This window comes from Paenibacillus sp. J31R109 (genome assembly GCF_059692055.1).
The window spans coordinates 80,618-102,760 of the sequence record NZ_JCAUAR010000014.1; the positions used below are offsets into that span (position 1 = coordinate 80,618).

Annotated in this window: 15 protein-coding genes; 13 read left to right on the forward strand and 2 right to left on the reverse strand. The window is 47.9% G+C overall.

Annotated elements, in window-relative coordinates:
- The first annotated feature begins 12 nt into the window (after positions 1 to 12).
- Both AC58QT_RS26885 and AC58QT_RS26890 read left to right on the forward strand, forming a co-directional pair.
- Positions 13 to 2,460: a heavy metal translocating P-type ATPase gene (locus tag AC58QT_RS26885; RefSeq protein ID WP_497411697.1), complete on the forward strand. Its 2,448-nt coding sequence runs from the start codon at positions 13 to 15 to the stop codon at positions 2,458 to 2,460.
- Positions 2,461 to 2,485: 25 nt separating this feature from the next.
- Positions 2,486 to 3,346, forward strand: coding sequence for a DUF8832 domain-containing protein (locus AC58QT_RS26890; protein ID WP_497411765.1), 861 nt, complete (start codon positions 2,486 to 2,488; stop codon positions 3,344 to 3,346).
- A gap of 532 nt (positions 3,347 to 3,878) precedes the next feature.
- Here AC58QT_RS26890 and AC58QT_RS26895 read toward each other — a convergent pair.
- A complete protein-coding gene (locus AC58QT_RS26895; RefSeq protein ID WP_497411698.1) occupies positions 3,879 to 5,120 on the reverse strand; it encodes a BNR-4 repeat-containing protein in 1,242 nt (413 codons plus the stop codon).
- Positions 5,121 to 5,308: 188 nt separating this feature from the next.
- Between AC58QT_RS26895 and AC58QT_RS26900 the strand changes: the two genes are divergently transcribed.
- The 3 genes from AC58QT_RS26900 to AC58QT_RS26910 are packed head-to-tail and all read left to right on the forward strand — an operon-like array spanning position 5,309 to position 9,899.
- Positions 5,309 to 6,319 (forward strand): aldo/keto reductase, encoded by a 1,011-nt coding sequence (locus AC58QT_RS26900; RefSeq protein WP_497411699.1) that lies wholly within the window; start codon positions 5,309 to 5,311, stop codon positions 6,317 to 6,319.
- Positions 6,316 to 7,029, forward strand: coding sequence for an SGNH/GDSL hydrolase family protein (locus AC58QT_RS26905; RefSeq protein ID WP_497411700.1), 714 nt, complete (start codon positions 6,316 to 6,318; stop codon positions 7,027 to 7,029). Before AC58QT_RS26900 ends, AC58QT_RS26905 begins: the two co-directional genes overlap by 4 nt.
- A gap of 26 nt (positions 7,030 to 7,055) precedes the next feature.
- Positions 7,056 to 9,899, forward strand: coding sequence for a family 78 glycoside hydrolase catalytic domain (locus AC58QT_RS26910; RefSeq protein ID WP_497411701.1), 2,844 nt, complete (start codon positions 7,056 to 7,058; stop codon positions 9,897 to 9,899).
- Here the strand turns inward: AC58QT_RS26910 and AC58QT_RS26915 are convergent.
- Positions 9,896 to 10,774, reverse strand: coding sequence for a helix-turn-helix transcriptional regulator (locus tag AC58QT_RS26915; RefSeq protein WP_497411702.1), 879 nt, complete (start codon positions 10,772 to 10,774; stop codon positions 9,896 to 9,898). The genes AC58QT_RS26910 and AC58QT_RS26915 overlap by 4 nt on opposite strands.
- 179 nt (positions 10,775 to 10,953) lie before the next feature.
- On the opposite strand from AC58QT_RS26915, the gene AC58QT_RS26920 reads away from it, so the two are divergent.
- From AC58QT_RS26920 to AC58QT_RS26955, 8 genes are all read left to right on the forward strand, one after another.
- Positions 10,954 to 11,751, forward strand: a complete 798-nt coding sequence (locus AC58QT_RS26920; protein WP_310502239.1) for a phytanoyl-CoA dioxygenase family protein — start codon at positions 10,954 to 10,956, stop codon at positions 11,749 to 11,751.
- A 13-nt stretch (positions 11,752 to 11,764) separates the two neighbouring features.
- Complete coding sequence (locus AC58QT_RS26925) at positions 11,765 to 12,916, forward strand: trans-sulfuration enzyme family protein (protein ID WP_497411703.1); 1,152 nt, start codon at positions 11,765 to 11,767, stop codon at positions 12,914 to 12,916.
- Between the two features lie 59 nt (positions 12,917 to 12,975).
- The gene (locus AC58QT_RS26930; RefSeq protein ID WP_497411704.1) at positions 12,976 to 14,826 is read left to right on the forward strand and encodes a heparinase II/III domain-containing protein; all 1,851 of its coding nucleotides are present in this window, start codon (positions 12,976 to 12,978) and stop codon (positions 14,824 to 14,826) included.
- Between the two features lie 117 nt (positions 14,827 to 14,943).
- Entirely contained in the window at positions 14,944 to 16,725 is a 1,782-nt protein-coding gene (locus AC58QT_RS26935) for a sensor histidine kinase (protein WP_497411766.1), read from the forward strand.
- Positions 16,722 to 18,356 carry a response regulator transcription factor gene (locus AC58QT_RS26940; RefSeq protein ID WP_497411705.1) on the forward strand — a complete coding sequence of 545 codons (1,635 nt, stop codon included), beginning with the start codon at positions 16,722 to 16,724 and terminating at the stop codon, positions 18,354 to 18,356. The genes AC58QT_RS26935 and AC58QT_RS26940 overlap by 4 nt, the downstream gene beginning before the upstream one ends.
- Before the next feature lie 93 nt (positions 18,357 to 18,449).
- Positions 18,450 to 19,523 carry a beta-galactosidase BglB gene (gene bglB / locus AC58QT_RS26945; RefSeq protein WP_497411706.1) on the forward strand — a complete coding sequence of 358 codons (1,074 nt, stop codon included), beginning with the start codon at positions 18,450 to 18,452 and terminating at the stop codon, positions 19,521 to 19,523.
- 42 nt (positions 19,524 to 19,565) lie between these two features.
- Positions 19,566 to 20,966: a Sapep family Mn(2+)-dependent dipeptidase gene (locus tag AC58QT_RS26950; RefSeq protein WP_497411707.1), complete on the forward strand. Its 1,401-nt coding sequence runs from the start codon at positions 19,566 to 19,568 to the stop codon at positions 20,964 to 20,966.
- Positions 20,967 to 21,158: 192 nt separating this feature from the next.
- Positions 21,159 to 22,118, forward strand: coding sequence for an ABC transporter permease (locus AC58QT_RS26955; RefSeq protein ID WP_497411708.1), 960 nt, complete (start codon positions 21,159 to 21,161; stop codon positions 22,116 to 22,118).
- Positions 22,119 to 22,143: the final 25 nt, after the last annotated feature.

Sequence of the window (22,143 nt, forward strand, 5' to 3'; positions counted from 1 at the left end):
GAGGTGTAGATCATGGAAACTGCGGATGCTGCAACAATCACGAAGCAAACATCCCTGCAGATCACGGGAATGACTTGCGCCGCCTGTGCCAATCGAATTGAAAAGGGTTTGAACAAGTTGGAGGGGGTCACGGAAGCTAATGTTAACTTCGCCATGGAGCGAGCAACGGTAACGTATGACCCTAGTCGCATAGATGCTGCCAAGATGGAACAAAGCATTCAGAAGCTAGGCTATGATACGGCGAAGGAAGCCGTTGATTTACAGCTTGAAGGCATGACATGTGCGGCCTGTGCCCAGCGGATTGAGAAGACCTTAAACAAGTTGCCTGGTGTGAGAACGGCTACAGTTAATTTTGCCATGGAGACGGCTCATGTTGTGTACAATCCAGCGGATCTTACGGTAACTGACATGCAGAAGCGGGTGGAGAAGCTCGGTTTCAAAGCCGTTCTGAAACAAGAGCAAGGCGACCCCGCTGAACACAGGCAGCAAGAGATTGGAAAGCAAAAGCGTAAGCTGCTGATATCTGCGATCTTGTCATTGCCGTTGCTGTGGTCGATGGTCAGTCACTTTTCGTTTACCACATGGATTTGGATACCGGAATTGTTCATGAATCCGTGGTTTCAATTATTGATGGCAACGCCGGTTCAGTTCTATATCGGAAGACAATTCTACGAAGGTGCTTATAAAGCGCTGCGCAATGGTTCTGCCAACATGGATGTTCTGGTTTCACTAGGAACATCGGCAGCGTACTTCTATAGTCTGTATTTGACGATCGATTGGGCGATCGGTGGCGGTGGCATGCATCACGGACCGTCTCTGTACTATGAAACAAGTGCTGTGCTGATAACATTAGTCATCATGGGTAAATTGTTTGAAGCACTTGCTAAAGGGCGGACATCCGAAGCGATTAAGTCTTTGATGGGGCTGCAAGCCAAGACCGCGTTGGTTATCCGTGAAGGTCAAGAGCTCAACATACCCATTGACGAAGTTATGACGGGGGATATCGTGCTGGTCCGTCCGGGAGATAAAATACCGGTAGACGGCGAAGTGCTTGATGGCTCTTCCTCTGTGGATGAATCTATGCTCACTGGGGAAAGTCTGCCTGTAACCAAGAAGCCTGGTGATGCTGTAATAGGAGCTACTATCAACAAAAATGGTAGGCTTCGTATCCAAGCAACGAAGGTGGGGAAAGAAACGGCGCTCGCCCAAATTATTAAAGTCGTCGAAGAAGCGCAAGGCTCGAAAGCGCCGATTCAACGGGTAGCCGACGTTATTTCTGGGATTTTTGTTCCCATTGTAGTGGGTATCGCGCTTATTGCTTTTCTAGTGTGGTATTTCTTCGTGACACCGGGTGATTTTGCAGGGGCTTTGGAGAAAGCTATAGCCATCTTGGTTATTGCTTGTCCTTGTGCGCTAGGCTTAGCGACGCCGACTTCGATTATGGCGGGATCCGGGCGAGCGGCCGAACTGGGCATTTTGTTCAAAGGCGGCGAACATCTAGAGAAGACGCATCAGATTGATGTCATTATTTTAGATAAAACAGGTACGGTCACCAAAGGAAAGCCAGCACTTACCGATGTCTTCGCGGAAGGTGACGAAGCGGAGTTCCTACGACTTGTAGGCGCCGCGGAGAGTAACTCGGAGCATCCTCTCGCAGAAGCGATCGTGGCTGGGATTCGAGAGAAGGGCATTGAACTACCCCCAGTAGAATCATTCGAAGCGATCCCGGGCTATGGCATTCAAGCTGTTGTTGAAGGGAAAGAGCTGCTCATCGGAACGCGACGACTTATGGAGCAATTCGGTGTAGATGCAAAGGCTGCCTATGACACGATGTCGCAGCTTGAGGAGTCCGGTAAAACTGCTATGCTTGTCGCCATCAATAAAGGGTACGGGGGTATAGTAGCTGTTGCGGATACTGTCAAAGAAACGTCGCATGCCGCGGTTAGCCGTTTGAAGGCAATGGGCCTTCAGGTTATTATGATCACCGGCGATAATGAACGGACGGCCCAAGCGATCGCAAATCAAGTGGGTATTGAACATGTTCTTGCGGAGGTTCTACCAGAAGGCAAAGCGGCAGAAGTGAAAAAACTCCAAGCGCTAGGAAAGAAAGTGGCGATGGTTGGAGATGGTATTAATGATGCACCGGCGCTAGCGACGGCTGATATCGGGATGGCGATCGGGACGGGTACGGATGTGGCGATGGAAGCCGCTGATGTAACGCTTATGCGTGGGGATTTAGCGAGCATTCCGGATGCCATCTACATGAGTCGTCAAACGATGCGCAACATCAAACAAAATTTGGTCTGGGCACTCGGATACAATACGTTAGGGATACCTATTGCTGCGCTTGGCTTATTGGCGCCTTGGGTGGCGGGCCTAGCTATGGCATTAAGCTCAGTTTCTGTCGTTCTTAATGCACTTCGTCTGCAACGTGTGAAGATTCGTAAAGAATTGACCTAGATTTAGGAGAGAGAAGCGCGTGTATATGCATAAAATAGGGCTTATCTCAGCTATGCTTGTCGTATTGCTTCTGAGCGCATGCGGCAGTGTCAGAGAGGCCTCGAGCAAGGGAGAGCATGGCAGTCACGAGACAGCCTCCAGCCCAGCAAGTGCCGATGAACATAGCGGACATGGGGGCGAAATGCCGAAGGCATCCACGAATCTGAAAGCATCGTTCACGTTCGGATCGACAAGTCTGAAAGCCAATGAGAAGTCGGAATTAACGATCCAAATTACGGACGATGTTGGCAAAGCAGTGACTGATTTTGAAATTAATCATGAGAAGCTGCTGCACTTGATCATAGTGAATCACAATCTATCTTCTTTTCAACATATCCATCCGACCTACCAAGGAAATGGCAAGTTTACGGTCAGCACAAGCTTCGATGCAGGCGGGGACTACAAGCTCATCGCTGATTTTATTCCTAAGGGCGGAACGAGCACAACGCTCAGTCAATGGGTGAAGGTTGCCGGTAAAGAGGCGGAGCACACCGTGCTCAAAGCAGATGCCAAGCTGCGGCAAGAAGTTAGCGGTAAGGCTGTTGAACTTTCCTTGAGCAGCTTGAAGGCCAAAGATGAGGTAACGCTCCGTTTTACAATTCGAGATGCTCAGACGAATAAAGAGATCACGAATTTGCAGCCATACTTAGGCGCCTTGGGTCATGTTGTGATTCTGTCAGCCGATGCCGAGCAGTACATTCATGTACATCCCCTTGAGGAGAATTCAACGGGCCCTGTTGCTAAGTTCGCCACCGCATTTCCTGAAGCGGGCATCTATAAGCTGTGGGGACAGTTCCAGCATAACGGAGAAGTGTTCACAGTGCCGTTCGTTGTTGATGTGAAATGAGACCATAATAAGCCCTTGCGCCCTTCAATAGGAAGGATGCAAGGGCTTATTCTGCTCCCAGTACTAGGCCACCATCGATTGGTTATGAGGCGCCTATTCTCACTATCCCTTTGGCTCAGAATGAAAAAGTTGTTGAATGGTAGTCAGGGGATTGTAGCCTGAGCGAAGGGGATAGTGGAGATAGGGAGGATAAATGGCGTAAATCCCAACAGGCGGTGTTCTGGATGCGAAATCCTATGCCAGCATAACGGAGAAGTGTTCACAGTGCCGTTCGTTGTTGATGTGAAATGAGTTCAGAATAAGCCCTTGCGTCCTTCAATAGGAAGGATGCAAGGGCTTATTCTGCTCCCAGTACTAGGCCATCATCGTTTGGTTATGAGGCGCCTATTCTCACTATCCCTTTGGCTCAGAATAAAAAAGTTGTTGAATGGTAGTCAGGGAATTGTAGCCTGAGCGAAGGGGATAGTGGAGATAAGGAAGGATAAACGGCGTAAATCCCAACAGGCGGTGTTCTGGATGCGAAATCCTATGCCTACCTGTTCCCCTTAACCAACTTCATCTTCAAAGCCGTCTCATAGTTAGTAAAATGCACATAATCCCCATACATCCACAGAAGGAGCGCGTCTTTTTGCCCGTTGTTCCTAGCTAGGACAGGCCTCACGTTATTGTGAGAGGAACCGCTGGTCACGGCAGTGGATTCCCACGTTTTACCGTGATCTGTCGTGTGCCAATGCTCGATTTCGAAAATACCATTGACCGATCGCGATAGGTACACGTTGGCTGGATCGGCATGATCGAGAATAAGACCGCCCGAATAGAAAGGCTCCCGTTCCACGGCGCCTTGCACGGTTTGGGGGAACCAGGAGCCGCTGGCTGTCATTTCATGGTTCTCCCAGGCGTGGCCGTTCCAATAGCTATACCAGTAGCGGTGATCCGTATTGGTGTGGAAGACGGCGTATACGATGACAGGACGACCGCCCTCGTCCACCGCAATATCCCAAATCCATGCCTGTGTATCATGCAAGCTTCCATCGAACACCACATCAGCTTCACGGGGAAGCATAGGCAGGTCGGATAGCGGTTTAATGGTTGAACCGTCCGCATGAGAGATGCTGCCATCTTGGATGCAAGCACAGTAGATGCTGTTGTGCGGTTCTATATTCGGGTGCCCATCCGTAAAAGCAAACCAGATGGTATCCTCGCCATTACTGGCATACTTGACGTAGGGGCGGGCGCCTTCTCCCATGATTAAGGTTTGGGGTTCCGACCATGTCCCCTCTTTATCATGTAAACAACTGAAATTAGGTTTGAAATTACCGCCGCGCCAGAATAAATACTGCTGGTGTTCCTGACGGAGATAGATTGGATTGGGATAGGTATATCCATGCATGCCGCTTGTATTCTCGGGAAGTTCCTGTTCAGCGCCAAAGGACGTGATATCCTCTGCTGTTTCCATTTGACGGTAATACATCGTCTTCCCATTATGAGCCGAGTAGTAGATGACTGCACGTCCATCGGCAGGGACATACAACGCGGGATTCGCATGGTCATCCTTCTGCAGACTTGGTTTAATCATGACGGAGTTCACTGACTCGTCACGATGATCATAGGTACCGATCATGACATGGCCTTGCTGCGTCAACCAACCGACATAGGTACGGTCCTGCTGTCCGACATACCGGACAGCCCGTGGGTCAGCGAAGAAACACCACGCTCCATCCTCGGTAAAACTTGCATGTTGTTCGCCTCGCATAGCAATCAATTCCTTCTTCATCTACTTTTCGTCCCTCCATATATTCGGACGCAGATACGTGAGAATGTCCAGAATTTCCTACATTCTACCGCATCCTTTAGGAGCTGTGAAGCACGAATTTGGCGTGCTTTTTCTGGCAGATCGACCAAGAAAATCGCTTCGCAAACACCTTATACTGAAAGGTGATTCGAGGGAGGAGAATGCTTCTTATGCAATATCGGAAATTTGGCAATACGGGATGGGATATTTCAGAGATCGGTTTCGGAGGCTGGCAGATTGGCGGTGGCGGGGCTTTCGGTCAAGTGGATGACCGTGATTCAGTTAAAACCTTGCTTGCAGCATGGGAGCGGGGAATCAACCTGGTAGATACAGCTCAAATGTATGGGAAAGGCCACTCTGAGGAAGTCATTGGTCAGGCACTCAAGGAATGGCACCACAATCATATTTATATCGCTTCTAAGGTGCAGCCGGTTCAATGGCCGCATCCGAATGAGCTTGATCCAGCAATGAATGGGCGCTATCCGAAAGCTCACATACGCAAGCAGTGTGAAGACAGCTTGACCAGGCTAGGTGTGGATGCGATTGATTTGTATCAGCTGCACGGCTGGTTCCCTAAGGGGTTAGAGGATCTAGAATGGCATGAGGCGTTGACGGAACTCCAGAAGGAGGGCAAAATCCGTGAATTCGGCGTGTCCATTCGCGATTATCGTCCGCAGGACGGTATTGCGCTTGCTGAGGCAGGGCTGATTCAAGCCCAGCAGGTTGTTTATAATATTTTCGAACAGAGGCCTGCGGAAGAACTGTTACCTACATGTAAGAAGAATGGCGTCGCTGTCCTTGCACGGGTCCCTTTTGATGAAGGTTCGCTAATCGGCAGCTGGATACCGGAAACTTACGATACGTTTGCGCCAGGCGATGTAAGACGGAGCTATTTCAAGGGTGAGCGTTTCCTGCGGACGCTGGAGAAGGTGGATGCGATCAAACGGATGATTCGTGACTACGATGCGACAATGACGCTTGCGGAAGTTGCGCTTCGTTTTTGTCTGTCGGATGAAGCGGTAAGCTGCGTCATTCCGGGAATGCGCAGCGTTCAGGAAGTGGAACTCAATCTCAAAGTATCGGATGGCAAGCCGTTGCCGCCAGAGCTAGTGCAGCAATTGAAACCGTTCAATTGGCCACGCAATTATCATAATCCGGATACGTTGGTGGATCCGTTATGAGTGCTTTTGCCAGATTCCATAAGCGCCTAAAGGAGAAAGCAGACGATGTCCGGGCCCGTCCCGTTACCTACGTGGCTTTCGGTGATAGTGTGACTCAAGGATGTATGGAATACGCTACCATCGAGCATGAGCAAGTCTACCACAATCTGCTTAAGCGATTAATAGTGCAACGGTATCCGACGACCATTCTGAATGTCATTAATGCTGGCGTATCGGGGGATACGGTTGTGAAATCGGAGGCGAGATGGCAGCGGGATGTGATTGCGTATCAACCAGATCTTGTGACCATTAGCTTCGGGGTGAACGATTGCCATGCTGGGGAAGCAGGGCTTGAGCCATATTTGGAGAAAATGGAGGCGTTCGTACGAACTGTGAAGCGAGATACTGAAGCGGATCTCCTGTTTCTTACGCCAAACATGATGATGTTGCACGACAACAATAACATGCATGAGAAAGACAGAGCTGTATTGCCTGGCTTCTTAAAGGTGGCAGAGAAGGGGTATTTAGGGCTGTATACGCATGCGCTGAGGACGTATTTGGAGCAAGAAAAGCTGGCTTATGTGGACGTTTATGCGCTATTCGAGGATTGGTTACTGAAGGGGCAAGAACCTCATGTTAGATTGGCCAATGGTATCAATCACCCGGATCGCGAACTACATGTCCAGTTGGCTGAACGGATCGAAGCTCGCATATTCGAAGGACACGAATAACTTCTACAAAAGGTGGGGAGCGCCGCATGTTCGAACAGGCGAATTGGATATGGAAGTCGGGAGAGCGGAGACCGATTAATGAGCACATCCTTTTTCGAAAAACGTTTACATACGAGACAGAGGTATCCAATCGAGCGATGCTGTCTATCTCTGCGGATACGAAGTATAGGTTATGGGTGAATGGAACAGAGCTTGGAGATGGACCTATCCGTTCAACCGCGGATCACTGGTATTACGATGAGTTTGATATTACTCACCTGTTGCAGCCAGATAAAAATGTCATTGCCGTGCAGGTCTGGCACTACGGTCATTCCAATTATCAATACATTGAGAATGAAGCGGGTCTGATAGCAGAATTATGCTTGCAGGGCGCCGCCAGTATGCAAGTGATCGGCACAGATGAGACATGGCTCTGTTGTAAACATGAGGGCTATGATACCGATGTCGTCAAGCGAAACGTGAATTTGGGTTGGATGGAAATATACGATGCCAATGCGCTGAGTGAACAATGGGTATTTCCTTCCTATGATGACGAGAGTTGGGCGAGGAGTGAGGTAGTTGCTTCCTACGGCGGTGCGCCTTGGGGGAGGCTATATCCCCGAGTCATCGAGCCAATGTCGACACAGATCGTCCGGCCGAAGCAAATCATCGGACTTAGTGAAATTGTACCGATCCGTCAAGTAATCTCCGTCAACATGCGGGATAATCTGTTTCCAAGCTCGCGCGATGCGAATGCGAAGATATTTAGCGGGTTTTTGGCTGTTAGGCTGGTAGTTGAGACAGAAACCAAAGGTCGGTTAACATTTGCACATTCCAAATGGAACGGCGTTCAGGGACGGTTCAAGATTAATGACCGCTGGTATGCCCATCATGACGAGATAGGGCTGGCAGCTGGCGAGCATCTGTTCATGATGGAAATTTGCGGTGTTCATAATGATTTGTTCTGCCATATGGAATTTGACTTCGATAGGGAACTGCTGTTCGCTCATCCTCAGGGTGACGATCAGGACGCCTCATTCGTAACTATCGGCCCGATCGAGAGCATCGAGTCGTATGCGGATGGTTTTCAACCTGTATACGGAGGCGTTGAGAAGAGTACGGGTTTGAATCACGAGCATGCGCTGCTGCTGGACATCGGGGCTTCCACCACCTTGAAGGCATTCGAGGCGTACCATGACATGTGCCGTAATGTTCATCCTAGGCATGTGCTCGTTAATAAAATGATTTATTCGTTGATGATGCGTAAACGATTTGTTAAGCACTATTCGATTACGAACCAGCTGGAGCGTCTGCTCCATGACCATCGGCTGCCGACAGTGCTTCCAGATCCCGTAGAAGGCGGGGATCTCGAAATCGTATTGGATTTCGGGAAAATTTACGTAGGTACGGTTGAACTCGAAGTTGAGGCACCCCATGGGACAGTGATTGATGTCTACGGCTTCGAGAACCGCGTCAATGGCGTCAATGCCTATACATCCGGCTGCAATAATTCATTCCGATACATATGCCGTGAAGGTAGGCAGGTGTTCAAGAGCTTCACCCGGATGGGCTTCCGATACATGATTGTGGCGGTTCGCAGGGCAAGCAGGCAGACACAAATTCACGGAGTCCAGCTGAACCAATCTAGCTACCCGGGCACGGATAAAGCGTTATTTCGCTGTTCAGATCCCTTGCTGAATGACATTTGGGAGATCTCCCGACATACATCGCACATGTGCATGGAGGATACATTCGTCGATTGCCCCACATATGAGCAGGTATTCTGGGTAGGTGATTGCCGAGTGAGCGCACTTGTTAACTATCAGTTGTTCGGTTCCTATGAGCTAGTCCGGCATTGCTTAGAAATGGTACCGCGTTCGCGGAGTCAAAGTCCGCTTCTGCTTGCCTTGCTCCCTACGGATTGGCAGGCAGCTATTCCGATGTGGACGTTTAGTTGGATAATCGCTTGTAAGGAGTATGTCGATTACAGTGGCGATCCTACCTTCATCGAGTCGATCTATCCAGAAATCAGGATCACACTTGAAGCGTATAGAGGTTTTCTCAATGGGGATGGCTTATTCGATACCAGCTCTTGGAATATGCTTGATTGGGCGCGAATCGATATTCCTTCAGTCGGTGTAGTCACCGCGCAGCAGGCGCAGTTGGCCCAGTGTCATCGAATCGCAGCAGAGATGGCGAAATCGCTCGGACTAGAAGGCGAGGCGGAGGAGCTGCTTCAACACGCAGAGCAGTTGAAGCGGGCGATTGATGAACATTTATGGGACGATGAGGCTCAGGTTTATCTTGACGGTATCCACCGTACCGGGAAGCCTTCGACAACGACAAGTCTCCAGACACATGTGTTGCTGTATCTGGCGGACTGTCTGGGAGAACGACAGGCGGCCATTATCGAGCCGCAACTGCTTCATCCACCGAAGGATTGGATTCAAATTGGCTCTCCCTTTTTCTCGTTCTATTTGTTCGAGGTGTGGAAGCGCTTCGGTGAACTGGATCGCACACTGGCACAGATTAAGACCGACTGGGGTCCAATGATCCGATATGGCGCGAGCACTACGTGGGAAACTTTTCAGGTATTCCCAAGGAGTCATGCGCATGCTTGGTCGGCTGCGCCAGCTTTTGTCCTTGGGAATCAGCTGCTGGGCATTGAGAAATTAGAGGAGGGCTACCGAAAAATTCGAATCGCCCCGCCTGTGACTGAACTGCTCTGGGCAGAAGGAATCTTTCCGACTGCTTACGGGCGTATCGATGTATCGTGGTCAAAGGAAGATGGAAAACGAGTGATGCACGTAGCTGTTCCGCTAGAAATTCAAGTAACAGCGGACCATGAGCAGTTGGCGGATTGGGATATTCAGATTCGTGTGATCGGCTAGATTTGGTTCCTGCGGAATTTGCCTGGCGAAATGCCATGCATCTGCTTAAAAAGCTTATTGAAAAAGCTCAAGTCGTCGAAGCCGACCTCTTGCGCTATCTGTAAAATGTTGTTATTCGAAGAGAGCATCAACTCTTTCGCTATCCGGATGCGAATTTCATTGCGGAATTCGATGAAGGTCTTGCCCTTGTAGAGCTTAAACCTAGAGGTGAAGGCGGACTGGCTCATGCCGCACATCTGGCTGACTTGGGCAAGCGACAGCGGATTCGCGTGATGCAGCTCGATAAATTCGGCTACACGCTCAATGATTTTATGCTCGGAAGCAAGCGCTGTCATTGGTTTGTGCAGCATTTGATCGTAACAGCGGCTGAGGAATACGAACATTTCGATGAGCCTAGTCTTCACGAGCAGGCGATAACCGAGCATCTTATCGGTGTACTCACTGAGGATGCGGTCAAGCAGCTGCTTCATCTCAATTCGTTGATGTGGATTCAGCCTGAGATGGGACTGGAAATGGACGGACTGCCGCAGAAAAGGCTCCACATAGAAAAAGTCGACGAACGATGTGACGTTGGATAACGATTGCAGTTCGTGACTTAAAATGGAAGGAGCAAGAAGGATGTTATAAACGATGAGATGTTCATCTACGAAATAAGCATGTTCGACATCCGGCTCGATGACGAAGACATCCCCTTCTTGAATAAGGTATTCCGCTCCTGCATAGCTATGGCGACCCGATCCTTCTACCACATACACAAACTCGATGAATTCGTGTGAGTGTGGTTTGACGGATTCTTTTTGTTTAAACGTGTACTGCTCGAGATGAAAGGGGAATTCATGCGCTTCCAGGTAAGTTTCATTTTCAAGTCGGGTCATCGGGCAAGACCTCCGGAAAGGAAGATAAGTGCTTCGTTTCTTTTTATCATAGAGGATATTTAAAAAGAAGGAAAGCTGGCAAATCACCTTCAAACTCTGACGGATTCACCAAGTCGGCTCCCTTGTACCTATGATAAAGTGAAATTAAAGAACAGAAAGTACAAAAGGAGCTGGCTGCCATGACCAACGGGATTCAATCGCTTTTAACCGCAGAGCAATGCGCATTTTATCAAGAGAACGGGTTCGTGCAAGTGGATAATGTACTGAATGAGCAAGAATTAATTGAGCTTCGTCAATACATGGAAGAAGTGATGGTCGAGGAGTCGGGAGCGCTATCCTTACAAACGGATAAAAAAGGCGGCAGCTACTACCGCGTGCTTAACCAGCGTGTTAACGTCTGGCGCGATCATGGTGGCATGCATAAATATTCCTTCAATCCGCGGTTTGCGCAAATGGCACTCGAGCTAACGGGAGCTAGCGGCATTCGTCTCTTTCACGATCATGCCCTGTGGAAAATGCCAGGTGACTCGAAACCGACCCCGTGGCATCAAGATTACCCTTATTGGCCAATGACGGAGCAGGGAGCGATGTCGATATGGATCGCACTCGATGACGTGGATGAGTCGAATGGTTGCATGATGTTTGTACCGAAATCGCAAAATGCAGGTAAACTGAATCATATCGATTTGGCCAATCCTCAGGATTTATTCGAGTTCGTTAAAGGGACCGATTATGAGAATGCGAAGCCTGTGAAGGTGCCGTTAAAAGCAGGAAGCTGTACGTTTCATAATGGACTTACTTTTCACTATGCGCACTCGAATGTAACGGATAAACCTAGACGTGCATTAGCCATCATTTACATGCCGGACGGAACGACTTTTAGCGGGAAGAAGCATGCGATCACGATGGATTTGAACTTGCAGGACAATCAACCGTTGGCAGGTCGGATGTTCCCACTCTTAGCCTCCAGATCGTAGGTGGAAGACAGACATGGACAAAGATGATATTAAGAGCAAGGAAGACCTGCTTGCTCATCTCGGTGACGATTATGACCGCTATTTGGGTGCCATCGTCCCACCGATTTTTCAAAACACGCTATTTACAAGGAAAACGGTCAATCACGGGTATTCGTATACGCGCGTGGCCAACCCGACGACGGAGATTGCCGAGATGAAAATCGCAGCCCTCGAGGGTGGAGAGGAAGCACGTTGCTTCTCTTCAGGTATGGCAGCTATAAGCGCTGCTTTGTCCTACTACCTGGAGAAAGATAGCCATGTGATTTGCCCTCGAGCGGCCTACGTACCGGCAAGAGCATTTCTGGATACCTACATGAAGAAGTTCGGCTGTGAGGTTACGCTCGTATCAGGGGAAAGCATCGAGGAATTCGAACAAGCGATTCGCCCGAACACGAAAGTTATCTATTTGGAAAGTCCGCTATCCAACATTTTCTCGCTCCAGGATTTGCAGGCCATCTCCGCGTTGGCGAAATCTTATGGGATTGCGACGATTATTGATAATACATGGGCGACGCCGCTCTATCAGAATCCGCTTGCCTATGGCATTGATCTTGTAGTTCACTCCGCATCAAAATATTTGGGCGGACACAGCGACATTCTCGGTGGTGTCATCATAGGCAGTAAGCAGATTCTAGAATCAATTACCAATAACGAAAGAAGCTTGTTTGGAGCTGTTATGGATCCTCACCAATCTTGGCTGCTTATTCGAAGCTTGCGAACTCTCGCAGTTCGGATGAGGCAGCATGAGGAGAATGGCAAGAAGGTCGCTGCTTTCCTCGAGGGTCATTCGCAAGTATCCGCTGTCTACTATCCAGGCTTGCCTAGCCATCCGCAATATGAGCTCGGGTGCAGGCAGATGTCCGGTTACTCCGGTTTGATGAGCTTCGTGCCTAAGGGCGACAAAGGGCAGATTATGAAAATGATGAAAAGCTTGCGCTATTTCGAAGAAGGTCCCAGCTGGGGTGGTTTCGAGAGTCTCATTAATTCACCTGGGCTATGGGTCAACGAGGAGACATCCCTCTTGTCAGGAATTCCGATCGGTCTGATGCGCATTTCGGTTGGTCTGGAGAGTGCAGATTCGATAATCGAAGATCTAGATCGCGCACTGGTCGGAATGACACGCTAGTCGTTAAGGGACAATGTCGATCGGAAATTGCAAGTAGTATGAAGGAGACGAGTGTTGACGTGAGCTATGTACAGGATTGGCAAGCTATTCAAGAGAAAATTCGGACGGAAGCTTGGGCGAAGACCGTCTATGATACCCTGGTTGAGACCACGGAGTGGTGGGTCACTCATTACGCAGATGATCCAAAGAGAATTACGGGGTGGGGTCATAACTATTTCTGTGAAGCTTGCGGGAGCAGGATTGATTTTGAGCGGGAAGCCCCTCATGTGAATAGCTGCGGAAGCTGTGGTCACGTCAACAAGGGTGCCCGATTCGATCAAGCTTGGAATTATTTGTACCGGGATGAAGCGCATAAACATGTTTTTTACGCAGGGGTGTTGTATCGACTCACGGGCGATGAACGTTATCCGGCCTATATCCGCCGAGTATTGTCCTTCTATAGTGACCATTATGAGCAGCTCCAGGTAGACGTTCCCGCCGGTTATGTTGGAAAAATAGCTGGCATTAATCTCTGCGATGCGGTTGGCATGATTTGGCTATTGCAGGGCATGGAGATGGTGAAGGAAACGCTAAGCGACACAGAGCTTCGGCACTACAAAAGTCATCTATTCGATCCCCAGGTAGAGCTGCTGGAAAGACTTTGTACGAGTATTCACAACATTACGTGTTGGATGAAAGCGGCTGTGGGCATGACGGGGATGTTCTTCGGTGATAGCAGCTACGTGGAGAGAGCCTTGGAGGGGCCATTCGGCTTGGTGCAGCAATTGCAGCAGGGTGTAACAGCGGAAGGATTCTGGTACGAAGGCTCCTTTCACTATCATTTCTATTGTGTAGAACCGTTCACTTATTTCCTGTTGTTCGCCCGTATGTATGATGTGACATGCAATGGGATGGAAGAGATCGTAAAACGGATGTACGTGTTCCCAGCTGAGATCGCGTTTGATAACGGTGTTTTCCCGAATCCGAATGATGGCTGGCCCAATATCGCACTGACTCACTATGCGGGACAGTATGAGTACGCGAATCGATTGTTTCCAGATCCAGCCTTTGAATATGCGCTTTCCAGATCCTATGGGGCGTACTATCGGCCAACGATGGCTTATGGAGGGATGATCGAGAATTCACCCCAAGGGTGGGTTCAGCGTCTCCTCTTTGGCAAAGGGGAATATGCAGGGGAAGAGATGCTCCGCGCTACGCAAAATTATCCAGCCTCTCATATTTGCTCGTTACGCGCAGGAAAAACGGCTTTATTTATGAAATACGGACTGAATACGCGGAGCCATGCGCATCCTGATTTAATGAATATCGAGCTGTTCGATGCAGACCACTTATGGTCTCACGATATTTCTTCGAATGGTTATGGTTCTTTCTTGTTTGTAGAATGGCAGCGGAAGACAATCGCCCATAATACGGTCATCGTCAATGGGGTCGATCAGGTCTATTCGGAACGGGGATTTATTGAACAATTCGAACCGGACAGGAATCGCATCTGTGCCAAAGCCAAGGAGGTATATCCTGGTGTCGATTATGTACGCGATATTCATCTTCAAGAAGGATGCATCTCGGATACGTTTGAGGTTATCACCGCGGAGGAACATCAGACAGATTGGCTTTTCCACTGCCAAGGGAAGATGGAGACAGCGTTCGAAACGCAGCCGTGTTCGCCCATCGGGAGCGAATATGGCTATCAGCACTTAATGAATTTGCGTGTATGCACAACGGATGAAAGCTGGTCGATACGCTGGATGTTGGCAGAACGCACGTTGACGCTTCGAATGGAAGGGTGCGTGGGCACTGAGATTTATGTATTCGAGGGCTACGAAGATACAACAGCTAAGCAACGATCCGGTGCATTGGTTAGAAGGCAAGGGTGTGGAGCGGTGTACCGTGCCGTTTACACGATAGAGTGAAAGCAGAAGTGATAGCCGTTTACCATGGAAAGGTTTATAATGCTAACAATCAGTGCGTGAGCTGTGGGCTCACGCACTTGCCATTCCATCAGAATGCGGGTGAAGCGTTTGTCTAAGGTGATTTCCAAATTTTTAAATTTGAAATTGCGTACAAAGTTTCTGTTGTCCTTTACAGTCATGATCTTATTGACTGTGCTAATGATTAGTATCGTTAATTACTATGTATCTGTAAGCGTCATCAAGCAGAATACATCCGTTTTTTCTCAATATTTAATTGAGCAAATTGGTATAAATCTCGAGAAGAGGACCAAGGACATCGAGGAGCATGTATTTCAACAATTCCGCAATTCCGCGCTCAATACGACGCTGGGCATTTCTGAAGACGCAAGTGAATCCGATTTGTATATGAAAAATAAGGTCATTAGTGAGTTTATGAAAGATCTAGTATTTTCCAAAGATGAATACTTATCGGTCATGGTCATTGATACGGCGGGTAACCCATTCGGGTTCGAACGCAGTGCGACCCAAAACTACAATAAGCAATTGAAGAATCTCGACGTAGAGATGATTAAAGATAAGCGTGGTCGTACTTCCTGGGTTCCGGGTACTAGCAACGTTATTTTCATGGAGAAGGCTGTATACGATGTTACGTCTAGTCGTTATGCGGGTATCATTATTGTCGGTGTGGACATTAATCTGATCGGCAGCATCTACACGAATGTGGACGAACTTACGAAGGGAAACATCGTCATCCTAAACGAAGTCCTCCAGCCGCTAATGTACGATAGGCTTGTTTCCGAGCCGACTCGCTATTTTATCGAAAACAAGATGTACGATCAGAAGCCTGGTCTCAATGAGGGTTTTCAATTTGAAGGGCAAACGTACATTTCTACTATAATTTCAACACCTTATGACAAGTGGATGATTGTCCAAGTCATCGCTGTTAACGAATTAACACGTGGCACGGAAGTTATCAAATTTTGGACATTGAGCACCATTCTAATTTCACTGTCCCTGGCGTTCTTTCTAGCAGTGGTCATTTCTAGAAACATCACAGGGAATGTTCGATTGCTGCTCCAGAGTATGACTCACTTCTCCGTAGACTTTACGCATAAAGTGATTGTGCCCAGAAGTAGAGACGAGGTAGGGCTGCTCGCGGAGAAATTTAATTCAATGGCGAAGAAGATCAGCGAGTTAATCCACACGGTCTATGAGGAGAAACTGCTTAAGCAAAAAGCGGAGTATCGCACGCTGCAGTTCGAATATAAAGCGCTGCAAGCGCAGATTGACCCCCATTTTCTCTACAATACCCTGGAGTCCATACATAGCTTAGCCAAGATGCGTGGTGACGAACAAGTCAGTGAAATGATCTACCTTCTTGGCAAGCTGCTCAGAGAGAGTATCAGTAAAAAGGGGGACATCATCTACCTGCAGGAAGAAGTGGACTATATTAGGAGTTATTTATCTATACATCAGATTATCTATGGCAATCGAATTGAGGTTAATTATTATTTTGACACGAGCTTGATGGCCTATAGGGTTCCTAAATTTATTCTGCAGCCACTCGTAGAAAACTCGATTAAACATGGCATTGAAGAGAAAGTAGGTAAAGGAATTGTCAGTATTGGCAGCTGGATCAACGAAGACGTTCTCTATCTCGAAGTGTCAGATAATGGCGTAGGTATTGATGAAGAAACGAAGGAACATTTGCTCAACCCACCAGAGCACTCCAAGCTGAAACAGAAGGATAAGCATACGAACGTCGGGATTATTAGTGTGCATAAGCGGATTCAAATTTTATTTGGAGAAGAGTACGGCTTAAGTATTACGAGTGAAATGGATCAGGGGACAACGATTCGGATTCGTCTTCCCATCCTAACGGAGGAGAGCTCCAAATGACATATAAAGTCGTCGTTATTGATGATAAACCGCTGATTCGGCAAGCGATTGTGCAAATGATCGCCTGGGATACGTTACATTGTACCGTAGTCGGTCAAGCGGAGGATGGCATAGAGGGTAAACGGTTAATTCAGGAGCTTCAGCCAGACATTCTCGTGACGGACATCAAAATGCCTGGATTAAGCGGGCTAGATTTAGCTGAAGAGATGAGTAGGAATTATCCTTTGGCCAAAACTATTCTAATTACAGGTTACCAAGATTTTGAATATGCGAAGAGGGCTGTTCGACTGGGTGTATTCGATTTTATCGTCAAACCCATTAATTACGAAGAGCTAAGCCAAGTGATCAGGAGCGCTGTAGCAGAGATTGATTCTAAGCGCAAGGAGAATGAGAATACGGTTAAGATGGCGTCTGCTTACGTCGAGTTGGAGAAACAACATAGCGATTCTATGCCCTCGCTTAGAAGTAAGCTAATCGGTGATTTAATTACAGGTACAGAGGATAGGCAGGAACAAGTGAAGAAGCTGGAGATTCAATATAGCCGATATGCTGTGCAGATTGTCCGTATAGTAGATGAACCGGGGCAGACTGGTGTAGCGAACGGGGGCAAGCTTAAGCAACAGATGCAACTCCGCCTTACCGAACAAGCGCATAGTTTAGCTGCCAAGCGTGATTTCTATGTAATTGAGTCTTTGCGTAATAGCGATCTCTTATTTGTATGTCTGTTTCCCAAGGTATTGTCGCACCGGGAGTACAGAATGAAGCTGCAGAACTTCTGCAATGAGTTTATTGATGTGGCTAAAAGGAAGGAGCAAGTCTCCTGCCATCTTGCAGTCAGTTCCGTGTATAAATCACTTCATGAGCTGCCGAATGCTTTTCGGGAAGCTTCTTCGATTATGGATTCTAGCTTTTTCCGAATGGAGGAAAGTGTGTTATTTCCGGAACATAGCGAGCAAGAGAAGGAACTGGGGAAATTCTCAATTATTCAGGATTTAGAGCAGTTCAATCAAATGTTGGAGGACAAATCGAGTGAAGATGTGATGGCGTATTTGGAGCGTTTTCTAAAACAAATTACCGCCTACAGTGAAGGGAATATTCTTGTGGTGAAGGGCTTGCTTTCCGAAGTTTGTCTTGCGGTTGCCCGCTATTATTTCCGTGTAACAGGTGATGAGTTCGGTCTTGGGAAAAGTGTCGACCAAATTCTTGAGGATGTATATCGGCTCACGAGTATGAAGGAAGCGTCTACCTACCTCACGACGTTTATTGGGACGGTTAAAAAGAAGCTTGAAGGCGGGGAAAAGGTGTACAGCCTTGTTGTAAAAAAGGTGATTGATTACATCAACAGCCATATCGGCGACCCCATTAACTTGACGTCAACCGCTGAACATTTTGGTCTGAGCTCGAGTTATCTAAGCAGGTTGCTGCGTACAGAAACTGGAATAAATTTCGTGGATTTGGTATCAAAGTCTCGGATAGAGACCGCCAAGCGCCTGCTCATGGATCCTAAAAATAAGGTGAATGAAGTAGGCGAAATGGTAGGGTATAAGGAGTATGCCTATTTTTATCAGGTGTTCAAACGGCTTGAAGGCCAATCGCCGAAAGAATATAAGAACAGAGGTAAAGAAATCTAATAAAAGGGTAAGATTCTCGTATGTAAACTGCTGGGCGTGTGCGTTACAGTAGGGTTACAAGCACTTCATAGTGCGTATTGGGAGGTGCTTACCGTGACTATAACGCAAATACAGCGGCAAGAGATAGAGATCATGCTTCATAAAGTCATTAGTGGGATGAAAAATCTAGAGGCAACAATTCAGGAAGACACACCAATCAGCATCATTACAATGGATAAATGGGATTGGTCCCAGGGAGTCGGCTTGTTCTCCCTCTATTTGTATTACAAGGAAACCCAGAATCAGGATGTGTTCACGTATCTAACCGATTGGTTTGACAGTCGGATTCGCGAAGGACTTCCACCGAAGAACGTCAATACGATGTGTCCCCTGCTTACGCTGAGCTACTTGTATGAAGAAACGCGCAATCCAGAGTATCTACGGATATGTGAAGAGTGGGTTAGCTATGCGGCTGATGAGATGCCCCGTACACCGGAATTTGGGATCACGCATGAGACGATTGACAATGCGAACGAAGGTGAGTTGTGGGACGATACGCTCTATATGACGGTGCTATTCATGGGCAGGATGGGCATTTTGTTGACCAAAGATCACTATGTCCAAGAAAGTATCCGTCAGTTCCTCGTCCATCTTAAGTATCTAACGGATAAGAAAACGGGACTATTTTTCCATGGCTGGAGTTTCAAGGAGGGGCATAATTTCGCGGAAGCGCTCTGGGGTCGCGGTAATGCTTGGTACACGGCAGGGTTGGTCGACTACCTTGATATTGTTAAGCTACCGCTCGGTGTGGAAGTGTTCCTGCTTTCTTCCCTAGAACGTCAGATTCAGAAACTAACGGAACTGCAAAGACCGAGCGGGATGTGGACGACATTGCTGAACGATCCGACATCCTATGAGGAGACCTCTGCAACAGCAGGCTTTGCGTACGGCATATTGAAGGCTGTTCGCAAAGGTTATGTCAGTGAAGTCTACAAAGAAGTCGGGTTGAAGGCACTGCAAGCGGTCATGAATAAGGTTGACGCCAAAGGAGCTGTTCACGGCGTATCTTACGGAACACGCATGGGGCGTACGTTACAGTTTTATCGCGACATCCCGCTATGCCCGATGCCCTACGGGCAGTCCATGACGCTGCTGATGTTGGTGGAGAGCCTTCATCATGTCGACTGACTATTGGTTAGAAGCGAATAGGGGAAAGTGGGAGGTATATCGATGATCATTGGGAAAGAAATTCACAAATATCGGGATGCGATTACGGCTGGTATTTCCGAACTTGTACAAATAAGAAGCATCATGGCTACGCCGGAGCCGGGAAAACCGTTTGGTGCTGGTGTCGATCGTGCTCTGCAATACATGCTCCAACTAGCTGAATCGTTAGGATTCGAAGTGACCAACGTGGACGGGTATGCGGGTCATGCCGAATACGGACAAGGCGAGGAAATCGCTGCAGTGCTCGTACATTTGGATACCGTAGAAGAAGGGGAGGGATGGACGTTCCCACCGTTTGGCGGCCTCATCGAGAATGGCAAGATTATTGGGAGAGGTGCGTCTGATAACAAAGGACCATCTGTAGTCGCTCTGTACGCGCTAAAAACGCTAATGGATCTGGGCATTACCGGCAGTCGCCGTCTTCGCTTGATCTTCGGTACGAATGAGGAGAGCGGCATGAAAGATCTCGACTACTATTTCGAGAGGGAACAGCTTCCAGTTATGGCATTTGCGCCTGATGCGGGATACCCCATTTTCAATGTGGAAATGGGTAGTATGAACGTGGTGTTCTCGAGTGAACAAGAATCTGCTTCCACGAAACCGCAGCTCACGATCTTGTCTCTGAAAGGTGGGAACATGCTTACCCTGATTCCAGAGACCTGTTCAGCTTTGCTTTCTCTCGCACAACTTACCGACAATCAGGTGGCAAACTTTCACGCTGCGGTCAACCTTCAGATCAATATGTCGTTCGCATACGACAATGAGGGTAGGCTAGTGCTAACAGCAGGAAGCGAGTTTCTGGCCGACTGTCCAACAGGCTCACGAAATGCCATCGTGAATATGGTTGCTTTCCTGAGTGGGCAAGGACTGACTACCAATTGGGATCCCTTCTTACATTTCCTTAATGAAAAGATTGGCGCGGAGAAAAGCGGACAGTCGCTTGGTATTGCTTGCAGCGATAGTGAGTCAGGCGCGTTGATCGTATTTTTACGCACCATTTCCTGTGATCTCCATCGAGCGGAATCACTAAGTAATATTCGGTATCCAGTCAGCCATGACGGCGCTGGGATATTAAGTACAGTTGCTGGCCTAGCGGGCACGAGTGGCATCCATACTGAACTGACACGACATCTACTTCCGGTATATGTGCCAGAGAGCCATCCTGTCATTGTCCGGTTAAGCCGTGCGTACAAGAAAATGACTGGGGACGAAGCCGTTCTGCTGCGTATGGGGGCTGGCACCTATGCTCGTAAATTGCGGAACAACGGTGTCGCATTCGGTGCGGGGCTGCCTGGTGGCGTTGACACCCATGTTCATCAAGCAGATGAGTTCGTCTTTATTGACGATATGATGAAACATGCCGAAATGTGCTTACAGGGTATGTACGAATTATGGATCGATTAACAATAGCAAGGACTGTAAAGATAAAGTAAAGAAAACTAATAAAAAGTAAAATTTCTAGCATGTCAATCGTTTTCGCAAGGAAGTACACTTGCAACATACCTAGAAGAATAGGGTGTGCAGTACATTTTTAATAGCGGAGGAAACGCTTTCGACTAAGTTACGGGGTTAGTATGTGAAGGAAGGAGCAAGGGTATGGAAGTACAATCTCAGAAACACCATGTAATTGCACAGACGGACAGTAAACGAAGAAGTGCTTTTACAAAAGAGTTGTTCAAAAATTACGATTTGTACTTACTGCTTGTCCCAGGCATTATCTTTTTCTTTGTATTTTGTTATGTTCCTATGTTAGGGCTTGTCGTTGCTTTTAAAGATTATAACATCTTCAAAGGGATCCTCGATTCGGATTGGGTAGGGCTGCATCATTTCAAGGAGATGCTACAGATCCAAGATTTCTATCGGATCGTCCGCAATACGCTGCTACTTAACGTGCTAGGTCTCATAGTGGGATTCCCGGCACCGATTATTCTAGCGCTAATGTTGAACGAGATCAGAGCGAAATATTTTAAGAAAATATCGCAATCGCTTTTGTATTTGCCTCACTTTATGTCCTGGGTCATCATGGGCGGGATTATTTATAATCTGCTTTCCCCGAAATATGGGATCATCAATAGTATGTTGAGATTCTTTGGGATGGAAGAGATCTATTTCATGATCGATGAGACCTGGTGGGTCATCACCTACACGTTGTCCAGCGTATGGGCTGGAGCGGGATGGGGAACGATCATTTATCTTGCGGCGATGACGATGATTGATCCTTCTTTGTACGAAGCGGCTGTCATGGATGGTGCAGGCAGATGGAAGAAAATCGTACATATTACGCTGCCGGGCATCATGCCGACGGTTATTATCTTGTTGATTCTCAACATCGGTCATATGGTATCTATCGGTTTCGAGCATCCTTTTGCCCTACAGAATCCGGTTGTTACGAATATTTCGGAGGTCATTAGCACATATGTGTACTCCTCGGGGATTAAACAGGGTCAATTCGGGATTACAACGGCTATCGGGATGTCGCAATCCATTATTAATCTTATTCTTGTGCTTGGTGCGAATTATTTCGCCAAGCGTCTCGGTAAGGAAGGACTTTGGTAAAATTCAAACGAGTAGGGGGTAGAGA